Raw genomic sequence first — 17,005 nt, 5'->3', positions numbered from 1 at the left:
TCGCATCGGAATTTGAATTAAATAACAACATAAGTTACGTGAAAATTTCCGTCAATATTCATGTAACTTATTCTATTACGTATCGTTTGCGTGTGCTATGCATGCAGAAGGAGAATAGCCAGTATGAGACATGACAGCCGCCTATCGAGAATGCTCCATGTCCTGATCCATATGGATCGGCACGACGGCTCGATCACGTCCGACAACATTGCAAAGATGCTGAACACCAATCCGGTGGTGGTGCGGCGAACCATGGCGGGCTTGAGAAATGCCGGTTATGTCCGTTCCGACAAGGGGCATGGCGGGGGCTGGATACTGGCGCGCCCGCTTGATGAAATATCGCTGCTTGACGTGCATCAGGCATTGGGGCGACCGGAAATGTTTGCAATCGGCATAGCCATCGACCACCCGGATTGTCTCGTGGAGCAATCGGTCAACGCAGCCTTGACTGACGCTTTCGACGCGGCGGAACAAATGCTCCTGTCGCGTTTTGCCGAGGTGAAGCTTTCCGATATCGCGCGTGATTTTGATCTTCGATTCCGGAATTTGACCGAAAGGCCGGCACAAACGGTTTGATTGATCAGGCGGCTGCTTTTCCTGTTTGATGGAGGCAATGGTTTGCCCAATATTGGTTTGGCCTGATGCAGACTGCATGAGGAAGCTGGACTTGTGGCGATAAGCCATTTGTGCCAGAAGGCTATGAGTTCAGCGTCACCTTGGAAAGTTATAGCCCGTTATGGAATTGGCATATCGCGAATTGAATGGAGAGGTCACTCCAGAGAACGCCGGTGTCCAGTTGACGCGGTACCCCATCGTCGTTGATCTGGATAAGACACTTATCCTGACTGACACGCTGCACGAACAAGTGGTTGCAGCTCTTTTCACCCAACCCGCGACGCTTATTCGCGCTGCTCCCAGCATGCTGCGGGGCCGCGCTGCCTTGAAGGCCGCTTTGGCGTCAAAGGTTGACCTGGCATCAACGGTTCTGCCGCTTCGCGAGGACCTTGTGAAGTGGTTGCGTGAGCAGGCTGCTGCCGGCCGGGAGATTCATCTCTGTTCTGCGGCAAATCAGGCAGTGGTTGACAATATTTCGCGGCGTATCGGTATTTTTGCGAGCGCCATCGGCTCCGATACCGCAAATCTGAAGGGACGTGTGAAAGCAGAACATCTGGCGCGTACTTTTCCTGATGGCTTTGTCTATGTCGGCGACAGCAGGGCAGACTTGGCGGTGTGGAAATTGGCCGCGGGAATAGTTCTGGCAGGCGTTTCCGCCGGCGTCGCAAAGGCAGCGCGTGATCTGGGCAAGCCGATTGAAGCGGAATTCAGCAACCATCCTCTGACTTTGAAGGATAGTCTCAAAGCCCTGCGGGTGCATCACTGGTCGAAGAATGCTCTGATTTTCGTTCCGCTCATTCTGGCGCATGCCTGGGGCGATTTCACCGTTCTTCGCGATACGGTTCTGGGTCTTTTCTGTCTGTTGATTGTCACATCCTCGACTTATCTTCTGAATGATTTGGCCGATCTCAGTGCTGATCGGCAGCATTGGTCGAAGCGCAATCGCGCGCTGGCCAGCGGACGGCTTCCGATCGCCACGGGCCTGGCGATGGCCTGCATCGGTCTCGTCGTGGCGTTTGTCGGTTCTCTTCTGCTAACGCCTTATTTTACCCTCGCATTGGCAAGCTATCTCGTGCTGACGCTTGCGTACTCCTTTGGCCTCAAGCGCGTGCCTATTCTTGATACGCTGGTCATCGGCATTTTGTTTACAACGCGTCTCATCATGGGGATCACGCTGCTTCGGCTGCCTGCGTCTGCCTGGCTTTTGACCTTTTCAGTGTTCTTCTTCTTCTCTCTGGCGGTTGCCAAGCGTCATACGGAAATTATTCGTGCCGCTTCCACAGGGTCTCACAGCCTCGCCAGCCGGGGCTATATGCTCGAGGACGCACCACTAACCCTCGCGTTTGGCATAGCGTCCGCCGTAGCGTCCCTGTTGGTCATGGTCCTGTTCATCGTTGAGGAGATGCTTCCGGGGTCGGTTTATTCTCATCCGAATCTGCTCGGTGGAATTCCCGTTTTTCTCGCGATCTGGGTCGGCCGCATTTGGCTGCTGGCGCATCGGGGGCGCATGAATGACGATCCCGTCAGTTTCGCTTTGCGTGACAAGCCCAGTGTCGTGCTCGGCTTTTTAGTCGCGGTGCTCTTCGTGGCTGCTCTATGAGATCATTTGTCTCGAAAGACGATATCCGCTCGTGGGGTGGAATCCTGCAGGGGCAGCATTTTGTCAGCCGGCCGAATTGGCGGGATCAGTTGCCGCGCAGTATTGCAGAAGCACGTGATGCCGACCACAGTCTTCTCGCCATAGGCCTTGGCCGCTCTTACGGTGACAGCGGACTGAATCCCGGCGGGGCGCTTGTCGACATGACTGCGCTTGGCCGGATTATTTCGTTTGATCCGGCAACAGGATTGTTGCGTGCAGAAGCCGGAATCTCTTTTGCCGATATACTCGATCTGTTCGTTCGTCGCGGATTTTTTTTGCCGGTCACCCCGGGAACGCGTTTTGTAACCCTGGGCGGGGCCATTGCAAATGATGTTCATGGCAAGAACCACCATCTTGCTGGAACGATCGGCAGATGGGTGCGCCGCATCGGGCTGCTTCGGTCGGATGGCACCGAGATCGAGCTGAGAGATGATGATCAAACCGGATTGTTCGCTGCGACGATCGGGGGGCTTGGGCTGACGGGACTGATCACATGGGCTGAAATTGAGCTGATGCGCATTCCCAGTGCACTCATGGACGTTGAGACGCTTCCCTTTGCCAATGTGGATGAATTCTTTGCCGTGGCTGCCGAGAGCGAAGGCAGTGCCGACTACACGGTGGCGTGGGTGGACTGTCTGGCAAAGGGAAACGCTCTCGGAAGAGGCTTGTTCACGCGTGCACGGCATGCACCCAGGGGAACAAAGCTGGCAAGGGTCGAAAAGCCGAAGTTAACGGTGCCCTTCTCCATGCCGTCGTTTGTCCTGAACAACCTGTCGATCGGGCTGTTCAACAGCCTGTACTTTTACAAGGGCCGCCGTGCGGCCGGCAATGCGACCACCCCTTATCTACCGTATTTCTACCCGCTCGACAGCATCGGGCATTGGAACCGGATATACGGTCGCCGGGGGATGTACCAATACCAGTCGGTTGTGCCGCCCGTCACGGCAAGAGATGCAACCACGGAAATGCTCAAGGCCATCTCGAAGGCGGGTGAAGGCTCGTTCCTTGCGGTGCTCAAGACGTTCGGTGAGAAGGTATCGCCCGGCCTTTTGTCCTTTCCACAGGCTGGTACAACGCTTGCCCTTGATTTCCCCAACCGTGGCCAGTTGACCCTTGATTTATTGAGCCGTCTCGATGACATCGTGCGCGAAGCCGGCGGACGGCTATACCCTGCGAAGGACGGGCGCATTTCCGCGGCGATGTTTCGCGCCGGTTATCCCGCTTGGGAAACGTTTGCACAGCATGTCGATCCAGCATTCTCGTCCGCCTTTTGGCGCCGGATAAGCGAGTAAAGAAGAGGAATAATTTCGTGCGTGTCATCATATTGGGAGCAACGTCGGCGATTGCCGAAGCGACGGCTCGCCTCTACGCAAGCGAAGGTGCCGACCTGTTGCTGGTCGGGCGGCAACAAGCCAAGCTCGACGCTATCGCTGCTGACTTGAAGGTAAGGGGCGCCGTCCGCGCCGAGACTGCCGTTTATGATCTGGCAGCGCCAGAGAATGTGCGCTCTGCGCTTGCGCAATTCTGTGCAACGCTCGGCGGAGTGGACCATGTGCTTATTGCCTATGGCGTGCTGGGCGAGCAGGATGAGGCGGAGCAGTTGACGGACGTTGCCGAGGAGATATTGCAGGTCAATTTCAACTCGGTTGCCGCATGGTGCCTCGCTGTCGCCGATGTATTCGAAGGGCAGGCGAGGGGTTCGCTTGTCGTTCTGGGATCCGTGGCTGGCGATCGGGGGCGACGTGCCAATTATGTCTATGGCGCAGCCAAGGCCGGGCTTGCCACACTGGTTGAAGGCATCTCCCATCGCTTTGCCAGCAACGGTCCGCGCGCTGCCATCGTCAAACCAGGGCCAACCATCACGCCCATGACGGAGGGTATGAACCGCGAAGGCGCCTTGTGGGCAACGCCCGAACAGATTGCGCGAGTGGCACGGCGCGCCGCGGATCGCACTGGCCCAGTTTTCTACGCCCCCGGCCGCTGGCGTTTGATCATGCTGATCATCCGCAATCTGCCGACGGTGATTTTCAATCGGATGAGCATATGACACGACGGATTATCATAACTGGCGCTGCAGGACTTGTTGGTCAAAACCTGATCGCCAGGCTGAAAACGAACCCGGATATCAAGATCGTGGGGATCGACAAGCACCCGACAAACACCGCTTTGCTGCGGCGGATGCATCCGGAAATCGAGACAATCGAAGCCGATCTCGCCAAGCCGGGCCCATGGATGGATGCACTGGCCGGCGCCGATGCCCTGGTGCTCAATCAAGCGCAGATTGGTGGTCTCCAGGAACAGGAATTCACCGACAACAATGTCACGGCCACTGAAAATATTGTCGCGGCCATGCGAAAGCACAGCGTACCCTATTTCGTGCAGATTTCTTCTTCGGTCGTGCACTCGCAGGCCGATGATTTCTATACGCGCTCCAAAACCACCCAAGAGAAATTCATCGATACCGTCGGCGACATTCCGCATCTGATATTGCGCCCGACGCTGATGTTTGGCTGGTTCGATCGCAAACATCTGGGCTGGTTGCGCAGGTTTATGGACCGGACCGCCATCTTTCCCATTCCCGGCGATGGCAAGTTTATCCGTCAACCGCTTTATGTCGGCGATTTCGCCGCAATCATCGCGTCCGGTTTGACCAGCCGCGCAACAGGAACCTATGATATATCGGGGCTGGAGCAGATTCACTATGGCGATCTCATCCAGCTGATACATGACACGGTCAAGCCGAAAGCCAGGATCGTTCATCTGCCCTATCACCTGTTCTGGGCGCTGTTGTTCGTGTACGGCAAGTTCAACAGCAATCCGCCGTTCACCACCCGGCAGCTCGAAGCGCTGGTCATACCGGAAACATTTCCTGTGATCGATTGGCCGGAAATATTCGGTATCAAAGCAACGCCGCTGCGCACCGCGCTGGAAGAGACATATCTTGATGCCCGCTATTCCGGCATCGTTCTGGATTTCTGAGGATTTTACATGAGCAGGATCATTGTCATAGGTGCTGGCCCGATGGGGCTTGCCGCAGCGCACCGGGCCGCAACGCTTGGTCATGAAGTTGATTTGATCGAGGCAGACAGCAAACCGGGCGGCATGGCCGCGCACTTTGACTTCGGTGGAGTGTCGATCGAGCGGTACTATCACTTTGTCTGCAAAACCGACAAGCCGACTTTCGCCTTGATGGACGAGCTCGGTATCGGCGACAAGATGCGCTGGACGCCAACCTCCATGGCCTATTACATGAAAGACAAGGTCCATCCTTGGGGAAGCCCCATTTCGCTGCTGATGTTCCCGCATCTGAGCTTCATTGCGAAGTTGCGCACTGGCGCGCAGATGTTTTTGACGACGAAGGCAAAGGTCTTCAACAGCATTGAAAAATTGACTGCCAAACAATGGATCGAGCGCGGGTCCGGCAAGGAAGTCTATGAGACGCTTTGGCGCCGGCTGATGCAGCTCAAGTTCTACGAACTGTCGGACGATATCTCCGCATCCTGGATCGCCACGCGCATCAAGCGCATCGGCAATTCCCGTCGTTCGATATTTCAGGAGGAGCTGGGCTATATCGAGGGAGGAAGCGAGACCCTCGTCAAGGCACTGGTATCTGCGTTTGAAGCAAAAGGCGGGCGGCTGCATCTCGCAGCCCCGGCCGAAAAAATAGAAACTGAGAACGGAAAAGTCATTGGTGTTACGGCAGGCGGGAGGTTTTTCCCGGGCGATGCGGTGATTTCTACGGTGCCGACGCCATTGGTGTCCAAACTTGCTCCGGATCTTCCGCAGTCCTGGCGGGATCGATACGACGCCATCCGCAACATCGGCGTTGTCTGCCTGCTGTTCAAGCTCAAGCGGTCGGTCACGAAGAATTTCTGGCTCAACATTGTCGATGAAAACATTGATATTCCCGGTATCATCGAGTTTTCAAATCTGCGTCCGGTGGATGACACGATTGTGTACGTGCCCTACTATATGCCGACCAGCCAGCCGAAATGGCAGTGGACGGATCAGCAGTTCATCGATGAGGCGTTCGGCTACATCCAGCGCATCAATCCGGCCATCACCCGAAACGATCTCATCGATGCAACGGTGGGCCGTCTTCGGTATGCCCAGCCGGTCTGTGAGCCCAATTTTTACGAGAAACTGCCGGAGGTCCAGACCCCGATCTCCGGTCTGCAGATTGCCGACACCTGCTTTTACTATCCCGAAGACCGGGGTGTCTCGGAGAGCATCCGCTTTGGCAGGTCCATGGCCGAGGCGGTTGCCTGATGCGTGAACGAGCGACTGCAATCGTCGCCTCACCATTTCTGCGTTTTGTCATTTCGGGTGGTATCGCAGCTGCAGTGAACATTGCCTCGCGCATTGCCCTGTCGCAAATCATGCCGTTCAGCGCGGCAATTGTGCTGGCTTATCTGGCCGGAATGACAACAGCCTATATTTTGATGAAGCTGTTCGTCTTCGATCAGTCGGGCAGTTCCGTGCGCCAGGAATACATACGGTTCGGTCTGGTCAATCTGGTGTCGCTCCTGCAGGTCTGGCTCGTCAGCGTCGGTTTGGCCCGCTGGTTTTTCCCCTTGATAAATTACACGTGGAACGCGGACACGACAGCCCATATCATCGGCGTCCTGAGCCCCGTTATCACCAGCTATCTCGCGCATAAATCATTCACTTTCGCCCGTAAGGATGGACAATAATCAATGCTTAGAATGGTCACAAGGAACGCGATGTTTCTGGCGCTGGTCTGTTTGATCTCCTTGGTTCTCATAGTTTACTCGATTTTATTCGTGCGGGCGAACTATATGGTCCCCCTTTATTGGGATCAGTGGGAATTTGCGACTGAACTGGCGAGATCAAAGCAAGACACACTCTCGCTCCGGTATCTTTTTGCTGCACATAACGAGCATGTCATTGCGACGACAAAGTTGATTTTCTTTCTCGATTATTATTTTTTCAGCTTAACCAATGGCCCCCTCATCGTTTCAATCGGCATCGCAACATTTTGTATTGCGTGGCTTTTGGCCAAGCTGTTGTTCATCAATGATAGAGAGAGCAAGTATTTCTATCCCTTCTTTCTGCTTTTCTCTGCATCGGGATTTTCGCTGGCCCAATGGGAGAACTTGCTGTGGGGGTTCCAACCTCAGTTTTATCTCGTGCTGATCTTCACGCTGATAAGCTGTCTCATCGGATTGAAAATCAGCGATCGTGAGCAAGTCACATCCCCTTGGTGGTTTGCTGGATTGATCGTCACAACGGGTTTGGGCGTGTTTTCAATGGGCAACGGCGTCGCATTGCCTGTTTCCATTCTCATCCTGCTTGTTCTGCGGCGCTACCGGCCTGTCAAAGCGGTTCTGTATGGATTTGTCGGGGCATTGTTCATTGGTGCTTTTGTCGTCCTGACAAAAGGTGCGACTGCCGTTGGAGATCCGACATTAAAGACACTCGGTAATCTCATATCTTTCTTCCTCGGCATGCTTGGAAGCCCCATCAGTAATCGAGGAGTTATTGCCGCGATATGTGGTCTGGTGTTGTTTGGTGCTTACTGTATTCTGTTTTTGCTTTATGTTCTGCTACCGTTTCTGCGCAAACGGCCGCTCGATGAGGCTTTGGTGGGGCTCTTTGCCCTCGCAAGTTTTCTCTTCGCAACAGCGGTTGGCGCGGCGTGGGGGAGGACGGCGCTGGGTACAGGTGCAGCACTGTCGTCACGCTATTCGACGCCTATGCTTGTTTTGTGGATGACACTTTTCGCCATTCTGTTTCGAGTGACAGTTTTAGCCGATTATCGGCCGTCGCTTCGTCAGGCGCGATTGGGATTATGGATTCTTCTTGCCTTAAGTGTTGCGGCGTGGACCAGTTTACGGCCGGGTAATGTTGCTGGTGCCAGCCACACGAATGAAGTCAACCAGGCTGGATATTTTCTGTCTTCCGGTTTGCTTCCTGATGAGCAGTTGCTGAAATTGTACCCCTTACCAGACCGCATAAAGCCGACTATTGATTTTCTGCGAGACGCCAAACTCAATCTATTCGCAGATAACCCAGGACTGTCAGGATCGAGTTGGAAACAGTGGACTGATAAACCAGCCCAGGCTTGTGAACTTGGATCCGTCGATAAAGTCCAGCGTCTTTCTGCTACGGCGTGGCAGGCGACTGGCTGGGTGACAAATGCTAAGCGACAAACTCCACGGTGGATTGTTGCCGTCGACGCAAGCCAGAATGTTCTCGGATACACGGCCCCACTTCAGCGCCGTCCCGATATTGCTAAAACTGTTGGCGCAAACAGGAACTATCGTGGTTTTGTGGTGCCCGTAAATGGGGCAGCAGGCAATACAAGCCTTCCCATCGCTTTGCTGGTGATTTTCGGCGAGAACGAAAAGCCGTGCCGTGTGGATCTCCCCCTCTTGCCAGATGGACCATACCTGGTCCCAGCTGGGAAATTAGCGCCCCTGCAAACGCAGGTTGTGCATTTGGGTGCAACGGCTAGCCCCGGCGTGCCAGCCATCCTTTCCATAAGCGTACCCTATGAGGGGGCCGAAATCAGTGGCACTTGGGTTTCGTCCGATGAGGATGTAGGCAGCATAACCTACAACATTCGCGATGCCACTTGTCAGACCGTCATTGTTCCAATTTTGCGTGGGCCCTCAACAGAAGGGTTAAGTCTTGTCATCAAATCCAACGGTAGGATGGTATCTGATGAGACACCGGTGTTTGATTTGCTGCGACCCCATTTATGGCAATATTTGCAGATAAAGGCGTTTGATGCATGCAAGGAAGGTGAGAAATCGAACCTAAGTATAACGCTGGAAGACAAAGGACGGGGATGGGGAGCGTGGGGTGCCATGGCAACTCCAGCTTTGCAACGGTAGTAGTCCACTATGTTCAACCCTACACCCTTCGCGGTGCCGCGGTTAAGGCGGAAGCCGTTGTACGTTTAAACAGGAAGCTTTGGACGTGAAAACAACCAAACTGAATGAGTATTCCCAACGGATCCAAGAGTTGGAAGTCAAAGTGGAACATAAAAATAATCTAAATAACCTGCTGAAACAAGAAAATGACCGCTTGAGACTTAGCAATGGTAAGCTCGGCAACGAAATTTTAGAGCTAAAGTCAAAGTGTCTTGGGATGAGTGACGCTGCGAAAGAGCTTCAAAGCCAGATCTTCCAGAAAACGCAACAAATTTCGGCATACGAGCGTTCGACGAGTTGGAAAATGACTGCACCCTATCGATTTATCAGTAATCGCATTCAGGGCATCTTGAGAAAAATCATTCTTCTGTCGAAGCTCATAAAGTATGGCGGCGGTGTGAAATCATCGATGGGTTATGCTTTAAAAATAATTCAACGGGAAGGTGTGTTGGGTTTACTGCAACGGATCAAGGCAGCGGATAGCACAAATCCCAAGGGAGGCATGTTTGGAAATGACTACTCGGAATGGCTGGATCGTTATGCAATGCTGGATCGAGTGGAATCTGAGGATGTAAATGCGCATTTGAAACGGTCGAAGAATACCCCTCTGATTTCCATTGTGATGCCTGTTTACAATCCCAATCTGGTGTGGCTTGACGAAGCGATTCAATCAGTTCGCGACCAGCTCTATCCACATTGGCAGCTTTGCATCGCTGATGATAAATCCACTGATCCAAGAGTTCGCGAAGTGCTTCTCAACTATCAGGCACTGGATGAGCGGATAAAAGTCACTTTTCGCGCTGCAAACGGTCATATTTCTGCGGCTTCCAATAGCGCGCTTGAACTCGCAACCGGCGAGTGGACTGCACTTATGGATCAGGATGATCTGCTTACGCCGGAGGCGCTATACTACGTTTTTGAAGCCATCGAGTGCAATCCGGACGCGGTGTTGATTTACTCAGATGAAGATAAAATTGACGAAGTCGGAAAACGTTTCAGTCCGTATTTCAAATCCGACTGGAACCCGGATCTGTTCTTGTCGCACAATATGATCTCTCATTTGGGCGTCTACAAATCAGACTTGGTGAAGAGCCTTGGCGGCTTTAGAGAAGGCAGAGAGGGCTCTCAGGACTATGACCTTGCTTTGCGCTGCATTGAGGTGTTGAAAGCCGATCAAATCCTGCATATCCCGCGGGTACTTTACCATTGGCGCAGCCACGCAGATAGCACTGCTCAGTCGGGAAGCAACAAGGGCTATGCGCTCCGCGTAGGACAGCAAGTGCTCAATGAGCATTTCCAACGCATGGAAATCAAAGCCACGTCGGAACTGCTCGACTTCGGGATGTACAGAACTCGATACGATTTGCCTGACGCACTTCCACTCGTGAGTCTCATCATTCCAACGCGGAATAGATTAAACCTGTTGCGGCAATGTATAGACAGCATTGTTGCAAAGACAGAATACGCGAATTATGAGATAATTATTGTCGATAATAATTCGGATGATGAGGACACTCTGAAGTATCTCGATACGATTTCTCGCGAAAAGCGGATTCGTGTCATGCGTGATACGAGGCCGTTTAATTATTCTGCGTTGAATAACGGTGCGGTGCAGGAAGCCAAAGGCGAGTTCATCGGTCTGATCAACAACGATATCGAAGTTATATCCGCTAATTGGTTGAGTGAAATGGTCAGCATAGCCAGCCAGCCTGGTGTGGGAGCGGTTGGTGCGCGTCTGTGGTATCCGGACGACACGCTTCAACATGCGGGCGTCATATTGGGCCTCTTGGGTGCCGCTGGCCATGCTCACAAAGGACTACCACGCGGTGCACCGGGGTATTTCGGGAGGGCGCAACTGACGCAAACCCTCAGTGCTGTTACCGCAGCCTGTTTGATCGTTCGAAAGGATATTTTTACACAAGTTGGCGGATTGGACGAGGAGAACCTGAAAGTAGCCTTTAACGATATCGACTTCTGCATTCGTGTCCGGGAAGCAGGGTATCGAAATGTTTGGACGCCCTTTGCAGAGCTTTACCATCATGAATCGGCGTCGCGCGGGATTGAGGATACACCGGAAAAGCAGGCAAGATTCCTGGGGGAAGTGAATTTTCTAAAGGAACGTTGGGGTAGAGTTCTTCGAGAAGATCCCGCCTATAGTCCGAATTTGACTCTCGATCGAGATGATTTTTCGCTCAGTTGGCCGCCGAGAATTAAGACAAGGAATACGTTACAAGAATGATCTGCTGCGAGTAACGACAATATCTGACAGTTTTGTATGACATGTTGCGGTCTGTCGGATTGATGCAATGAAGTGATCAGGAAACCGGAATATTCGCAAACCGTGCCACGGCCGGGACTGTCTTGCCCGCGCCAAGGCAGCGTGCCCTATCGAATACGCTCATGGGCTGTTCATTTCTTTGTCCTGCGCATCCAATTGAAAAATATCCGCATCTTTTAGGCGCGGATCAAAATCTTAATAACAGTTGGTTCTCCCGAACGGGCCGCATCGTTGAAAAGTATACGTGGAACATTCCCACGTTCCAGAATCTGTCGTACAGCCCTGCGCTGACACGATGGTATGCGTGCTGAAATACCGCCGAAGGCGGTGATTGGCCAAAATCTGCGCTTGCTGACGATCGTGAGGAATTGGGCATTTCCTGTGGTTATGGCCTTTCATTCTCGCTGGTATCGCCGTCATTTTGCTGAGCAGCTGGCCGGTGAGCAGTTCTGGGATTGAAATGATTTCCTGACCGAGATGCGTCCATCTTGATGGCGCTTAGGCCTTTTATGAAATTATTCCATTGGCATAGCGTGCGTTCCGTTGTTGCGAGGAATTCAGCCAATCCCCTCTCAAATCCTTATAGTTTCCTTATACCTCCTCTCTGTGTCCCGTCTCGAATTCTTATGTCCGAGGCGGCATAACTCCTTTGCTCAGCAATTTGTCTGAAAATACTTTTGAGTAATGATCGGCAATATTGATGCTGTCTATATAAGGAGTTCTCCAGATGGACTTTATTGTTCTTGGAATTGGTATTTTGTTCTTTCTCATTTCGCTGGCTTATACAAAAGCCTGCGAAAATTTGTAATCGGAAGGATCGGATAATGACCATCGATTACATTCTCGGAGGTGGAGTGACCTTGTTCCTTCTTGCCTATCTCACTTACGCGCTGGTTCGCCCAGAGCGCTTCTGATCGCCTCTGACACCAGGCTTGGAAAGCTACACCTATGACTCTCAACGGCTGGATACAGATTCTCGTTTACTGCGGGATCATCATCTTACTTGTGAAACCGCTTGGCGGTTACATGACGCGTGTTTTTAACGGCGAGCGCACATTCCTTTCGCCCGTCCTCGTTCCGGTGGAACGGGGCCTTTATCGTATCGCCGGAACAAGCGAGCGTGACGAGCAACACTGGACCACCTATACGGCTGCATTGTTGCTCTTCAGTCTGGGCGGACTGATTGTCCTTTATGCCTTGCAGCGGTTCCAGGGAATTCTTCCCTATAATCCCGCTGGCATGACGGCAACGGAACCCGGTCTTGCCTTCAACAGTGCTGTCAGCTTTGTCACCAACACCAACTGGCAGAACTATGGCGGCGAAAGCTCCATGTCCTATCTCGTTCAGATGGCCGGTTTCACCGTTCAGAACTTCGTATCGGCAGCCACAGGTATTGCGATTGCCATCGCCCTCATTCGCGGGTTTGCCCGCACGTCAGGCAGGTCCGTCGGCAATTTCTGGGTCGATCTGACGCGAAGCACGCTCTACATACTGCTCCCCATCTGCATCGTTCTGACGCTTGTCTACGTGTATCTCGGTGTTCCGCAGACACTCGGGACCTATGTGGATGCCACAACGCTCGAAGGCGCAAAGCAGACCATTGCAGTCGGCCCCGTCGCATCCCAGCTGGCGATCAAGATGCTCGGCACGAATGGCGGCGGTTTCTTCAATGCCAACTCGGCCCATCCCTTTGAAAACCCGGACGCCATCTCGAACTTCATCCAGATGGTCTCGATCTTTGCGATCGGTGCCGCGCTGACCAATGTTTTCGGCCGGATGGTTGGAAACCAACGTCAAGGCTGGGCTCTCTTCGCCGCCATGGGGGTTCTTTTCCTGGCCGGTGTCACCGCCTGCTACTGGTCGGAAGCCGCCGGCAATCCGCTGGTGCATGCCCTTGGGATCGATGGCGGCAATATGGAAGGCAAGGAGACCCGCTTCGGCATCGCTTTGTCGGCGCTTTTCGCCGTGATCACAACGGCCGCATCCTGCGGCGCGGTCAATGCCATGCATGACAGTTTCATGGCCATTGGCGGCATGCTGCCCATGATCAACATGATGCTGGGTGAGGTCATCATCGGCGGTGTGGGTGCCGGTCTCTATGGCATTCTGCTCTATGTGGTGATCGCGGTTTTCGTTGCCGGACTGATGGTCGGCCGCACGCCGGAATATCTCGGCAAGAAGATCGAAGCCAAGGAAGTGAAGATGGCCATGCTCGGCGTGCTGTGCCTGCCGCTTGCCATGCTTGGGTTCACGGCGATTGCATGCGTGCTGCCATCGGCTGTCGCTGCGACCGGCAATTCCGGCCCGCACGGCTTCTCCGAAATCCTATATGCCTATACGTCAGCTGCCGCCAACAATGGCTCGGCATTCGGCGGTCTCAGCGGAAACACCACCTGGTATAATCTGACGCTCGCCATCGGCATGCTCATGGGCCGGTTCTTCGTGATCATTCCGGTCATGGCAATTGCCGGGTCGCTGGTCGTCAAGAAGACCGTTCCGGAATCCGCAGGCACCTTCCCAACCCATGGCGGTTTGTTTGTCGGACTTCTCATTGGCGTCATCCTGATCGTCGGCGGTCTCACTTTTTTCCCGGCCCTGGCTGTCGGACCGATTGTCGAGCACCTCGCCATCGGTCTTGGCCAGACCTTCTGATGGAGCCTGTCATGCGTCACGGTTACCTGCAATTCAACGTCCATCCTCGCGCCGGCAAGCTGGCGCGAGGAGCAGCCAAGCGCGTGCGCGCCTCCGACATCATCCTTGGCATGACGCTGGTGATGCTGATCGTCTGGCTTGCGGCATACGCCTGTCTTCACACAGTCACAGCGTCATGATCGCCGCTGTGCCGTTACAAGAATTTCAAAACTGGAGTCTCAAATGAGCCAGTCCAAATCCGCGAGCCTTATGGACTCTCGCATACTCATACCGGCCATCGGAGGAGCTTTCAAAAAGCTTGATCCGCGCAGCCTCATCAAAAACCCCGTCATGTTCGTGGTTGCTGTGGTCTCGTTCCTGACGACGGTGCTGTTCCTCAAGGACCTGGCGACCGGCGGCCGCGATCTCGGATTTTCATTCCAGATCATCGTCTGGCTCTGGTTCACCGTGCTTTTTGCCAATTTTGCCGAAGCCGTCGCCGAAGGCCGCGGCAAGGCACAGGCGGATTCACTGCGCAAGGCGCGCACGGAAACGCAGGCCAAGCTTCTCACCGGCGATGACCGCACCAGCTTCAAACTGGTGCCCGGCACCAAGCTGAAGGTCGGCGATATCGTGCTGGTCGAGGCAGGCGATATTATCCCCTCGGACGGCGAAGTCATCGAAGGCATCGCCTCGGTCAATGAATCTGCCATCACTGGCGAATCCGCTCCGGTCATCCGCGAGTCCGGCGGTGACCGCTCGGCCGTCACCGGCGGAACCCAGGTCCTGTCGGACTGGCTGCGCGTGCGTATCACTGCCGCTGCCGGCTCCACATTCATCGACCGGATGATTGCGCTTGTCGAAGGCGCGGAACGGCAGAAGACACCCAACGAAATTGCGCTCAACATTCTTCTTGCCGGCATGACCCTGATCTTCGTGCTCGCAACGGCAACGATCCCAAGCTTTGCAACCTATGCAGGCGGCGCCATTCCTGTTGTTGTCCTGGTCGCTCTGTTTGTCACGCTTATCCCGACCACGATCGGCGCGCTTCTGTCGGCAATCGGCATTGCGGGCATGGACCGGCTGATCCAGTTCAATGTTCTTGCCATGTCCGGGCGTGCCGTCGAGGCCGCCGGTGACGTCGACACGTTGCTTCTCGACAAGACCGGTACGATCACGTTCGGCAATCGCCAGGCAACAGAATTCAGTCCCGTGACCGGCGTGACCGAGCAGGAACTGGCCGATGCGGCACAGCTTGCCTCCCTGGCCGATGAAACGCCGGAAGGCCGCTCGATCGTCGTATTGGCAAAGGAAAAATATGGCATTCGTGCGCGTGACATGGCGACATTGCATGCCGCGTTCGTGCCGTTCACTGCGCAAAGCCGCATGAGCGGCGTGGATATCGATGGCTCGTCCATCCGCAAGGGAGCTGTCGATGCGGTTCTTGCCTATGTCAATTCCACAACCGTTGCGACGGGAACCGTCCGGGCAAGCGCCGAGCTGGTGCGTGAGCTGCAGTCCATCGCCGATCAGATAGCCAAGGCAGGCGGAACACCGCTTGCAGTGGTACGCGATGGCAAGCTGCTCGGCGTCATTCACCTGAAGGACATCGTCAAGGGTGGGATTCGCGAACGCTTCTCGGAACTGCGCCGCATGGGCATCAAGACTGTGATGATCACGGGTGATAACCCGCTGACAGCAGCGGCAATTGCTGCGGAAGCCGGCGTTGACGATTTCCTCGCTCAAGCCACACCTGAGAACAAGCTCTCGCTCATCCGCGACGAACAGGCCAAGGGCAAGCTCGTGGCAATGTGTGGCGACGGGACCAACGACGCGCCGGCGCTTGCGCAGGCCGACGTCGGTGTGGCTATGAACACCGGCACGGTGGCAGCGCGTGAAGCGGGCAACATGGTCGATCTCGACAGCGATCCGACCAAGCTCATTGAAATCGTCGGCATCGGCAAGCAACTGCTGATGACGCGCGGTGCACTGACGACGTTCTCGATCGCCAACGATATCGCCAAATACTTCGCCATTATTCCTGCAATGTTTCTGGCGTTCTACCCGCAGCTCGCCGCGCTCAACATCATGGGTTTGCAGACACCGCAAAGCGCCATTCTGTCGGCAATCATCTTCAATGCCCTGATCATCGTTGCGCTCATTCCGCTGTCGCTCAAAGGCGTCAAGTACCGGGCGGTCGGTGCAGGGGCTCTCTTGAGCCGCAACCTTCTGATTTACGGCCTGGGCGGTGTCATCGTGCCATTCATCGGCATCAAAGCGATCGACATGGTCATCACCAGCCTCGGGCTCGCATAAAGGATCATTCCAATGTTAAAACAACTCAAACCCGCGATTGTCATGGTTATCGCCCTCACAGTGATCACGGGTCTCATCTATCCCCTGGGTATGACCGGGCTCTCGCAGCTGCTGTTTCCGCACCAGGCCAATGGCAGTCTGATCGAGAAGAACGGAACTGTCATCGGGTCCGAACTGATCGGCCAGGCATTTGCCTCTGACAAGTACTTTCATGGCAGGCCATCGGCCGCCGGTGATGGATACAATGCGAGTTCTTCCGGCGGTTCAAATCTCGGCCCGACAAATCCGAAACTGATCGACCGCATCAAGACCGATACGGCAGCATTGAAGGAAACGAATAGCGCTGCTCCTGTGCCAATTGATCTGGTAACCACTTCGGGCAGCGGTCTAGACCCACATCTTTCTCCGGCTGCGGCTCACTACCAGATTCCGCGCGTAGCAAAAGCCAGAGGTGTTGACGAGGCACGCATTCGCCAGCTGGTGGATCAGAACATACAGGCGCGCGAGCTTGGATTCATGGGTGAGCCGGTTATCAATGTGCTGGCGTTGAATCAGGCACTCGACGGTCTGAAATAAGCCGGTTAGCCTGAAATGCCGGGAACGTGCGATGCGGGTTCCCGGTATTTT

General features: G+C 54.4%; 15 protein-coding genes. All 15 read left to right on the top strand.

Going from position 1 to position 17,005, the window contains the following annotated elements:
* The first annotated feature begins 123 nt into the window (after nucleotides 1-123).
* The 15 genes from RDL77_RS00500 to kdpC all read left to right on the top strand — a co-directional run bounded on the left by RDL77_RS00500 (nucleotide 124) and on the right by kdpC (nucleotide 16,954).
* A complete protein-coding gene (locus RDL77_RS00500; RefSeq protein ID WP_223614255.1) occupies nucleotides 124-576 on the top strand; it encodes an Rrf2 family transcriptional regulator in 453 nt (150 codons plus the stop codon).
* Between the two features lie 160 nt (nucleotides 577-736).
* Nucleotides 737-2,215 carry a UbiA family prenyltransferase gene (locus RDL77_RS00495; protein WP_288191389.1) on the top strand — a complete coding sequence of 493 codons (1,479 nt, stop codon included), beginning with the start codon at nucleotides 737-739 and terminating at the stop codon, nucleotides 2,213-2,215.
* Entirely contained in the window at nucleotides 2,212-3,546 is a 1,335-nt protein-coding gene (locus tag RDL77_RS00490; protein WP_288191387.1) for an FAD-binding oxidoreductase, read from the top strand. Before RDL77_RS00495 ends, RDL77_RS00490 begins: the two co-directional genes overlap by 4 nt.
* 17 nt (nucleotides 3,547-3,563) lie before the next feature.
* Complete coding sequence (locus tag RDL77_RS00485) at nucleotides 3,564-4,301, top strand: SDR family NAD(P)-dependent oxidoreductase (protein WP_288191386.1); 738 nt, start codon at nucleotides 3,564-3,566, stop codon at nucleotides 4,299-4,301.
* Nucleotides 4,298-5,233, top strand: coding sequence for an NAD(P)-dependent oxidoreductase (locus tag RDL77_RS00480; protein WP_223614251.1), 936 nt, complete (start codon nucleotides 4,298-4,300; stop codon nucleotides 5,231-5,233). Before RDL77_RS00485 ends, RDL77_RS00480 begins: the two co-directional genes overlap by 4 nt.
* Before the next feature lie 9 nt (nucleotides 5,234-5,242).
* Complete coding sequence (locus RDL77_RS00475; RefSeq protein WP_288191385.1) at nucleotides 5,243-6,523, top strand: NAD(P)/FAD-dependent oxidoreductase; 1,281 nt, start codon at nucleotides 5,243-5,245, stop codon at nucleotides 6,521-6,523.
* Nucleotides 6,523-6,948 (top strand): GtrA family protein, encoded by a 426-nt coding sequence (locus tag RDL77_RS00470; protein ID WP_223614249.1) that lies wholly within the window; start codon nucleotides 6,523-6,525, stop codon nucleotides 6,946-6,948. Before RDL77_RS00475 ends, RDL77_RS00470 begins: the two co-directional genes overlap by 1 nt.
* Nucleotides 6,949-6,978: 30 nt before the next feature.
* Nucleotides 6,979-9,114: a hypothetical protein gene (locus tag RDL77_RS00465; protein ID WP_288191384.1), complete on the top strand. Its 2,136-nt coding sequence runs from the start codon at nucleotides 6,979-6,981 to the stop codon at nucleotides 9,112-9,114.
* Nucleotides 9,115-9,199: 85 nt separating this feature from the next.
* A complete protein-coding gene (locus tag RDL77_RS00460; RefSeq protein WP_288191383.1) occupies nucleotides 9,200-11,392 on the top strand; it encodes a glycosyltransferase family 2 protein in 2,193 nt (730 codons plus the stop codon).
* A gap of 339 nt (nucleotides 11,393-11,731) precedes the next feature.
* Entirely contained in the window at nucleotides 11,732-11,890 is a 159-nt protein-coding gene (locus RDL77_RS00455; protein ID WP_288191382.1) for a hypothetical protein, read from the top strand.
* A gap of 365 nt (nucleotides 11,891-12,255) precedes the next feature.
* A complete protein-coding gene (locus RDL77_RS00450; RefSeq protein ID WP_163593559.1) occupies nucleotides 12,256-12,345 on the top strand; it encodes a K(+)-transporting ATPase subunit F in 90 nt (29 codons plus the stop codon).
* A gap of 34 nt (nucleotides 12,346-12,379) precedes the next feature.
* On the top strand, nucleotides 12,380-14,083 hold the full coding sequence (gene kdpA / locus RDL77_RS00445; RefSeq protein WP_223614241.1) for a potassium-transporting ATPase subunit KdpA: 1,704 nt from the start codon (nucleotides 12,380-12,382) through the stop codon (nucleotides 14,081-14,083).
* Between the two features lie 11 nt (nucleotides 14,084-14,094).
* The gene (locus RDL77_RS00440; RefSeq protein ID WP_223614240.1) at nucleotides 14,095-14,262 is read left to right on the top strand and encodes a hypothetical protein; all 168 of its coding nucleotides are present in this window, start codon (nucleotides 14,095-14,097) and stop codon (nucleotides 14,260-14,262) included.
* Nucleotides 14,263-14,305: 43 nt separating this feature from the next.
* Nucleotides 14,306-16,378, top strand: coding sequence for a potassium-transporting ATPase subunit KdpB (gene kdpB, locus RDL77_RS00435; RefSeq protein WP_288191381.1), 2,073 nt, complete (start codon nucleotides 14,306-14,308; stop codon nucleotides 16,376-16,378).
* A 12-nt stretch (nucleotides 16,379-16,390) separates the two neighbouring features.
* Nucleotides 16,391-16,954 carry a potassium-transporting ATPase subunit KdpC gene (kdpC, locus tag RDL77_RS00430; protein WP_288191380.1) on the top strand — a complete coding sequence of 188 codons (564 nt, stop codon included), beginning with the start codon at nucleotides 16,391-16,393 and terminating at the stop codon, nucleotides 16,952-16,954.
* Nucleotides 16,955-17,005 lie beyond the last annotated feature (51 nt).

Origin of the sequence: uncultured Phyllobacterium sp. (assembly GCF_902479695.1) — a bacterium.
GTDB classification, from domain to species: domain Bacteria; phylum Pseudomonadota; class Alphaproteobacteria; order Rhizobiales; family Rhizobiaceae; genus Phyllobacterium; species Phyllobacterium calauticae.
Note: the sequence above shows the minus strand (reverse complement) of the source record. Positions and strands in the feature narration are given on the sequence as shown.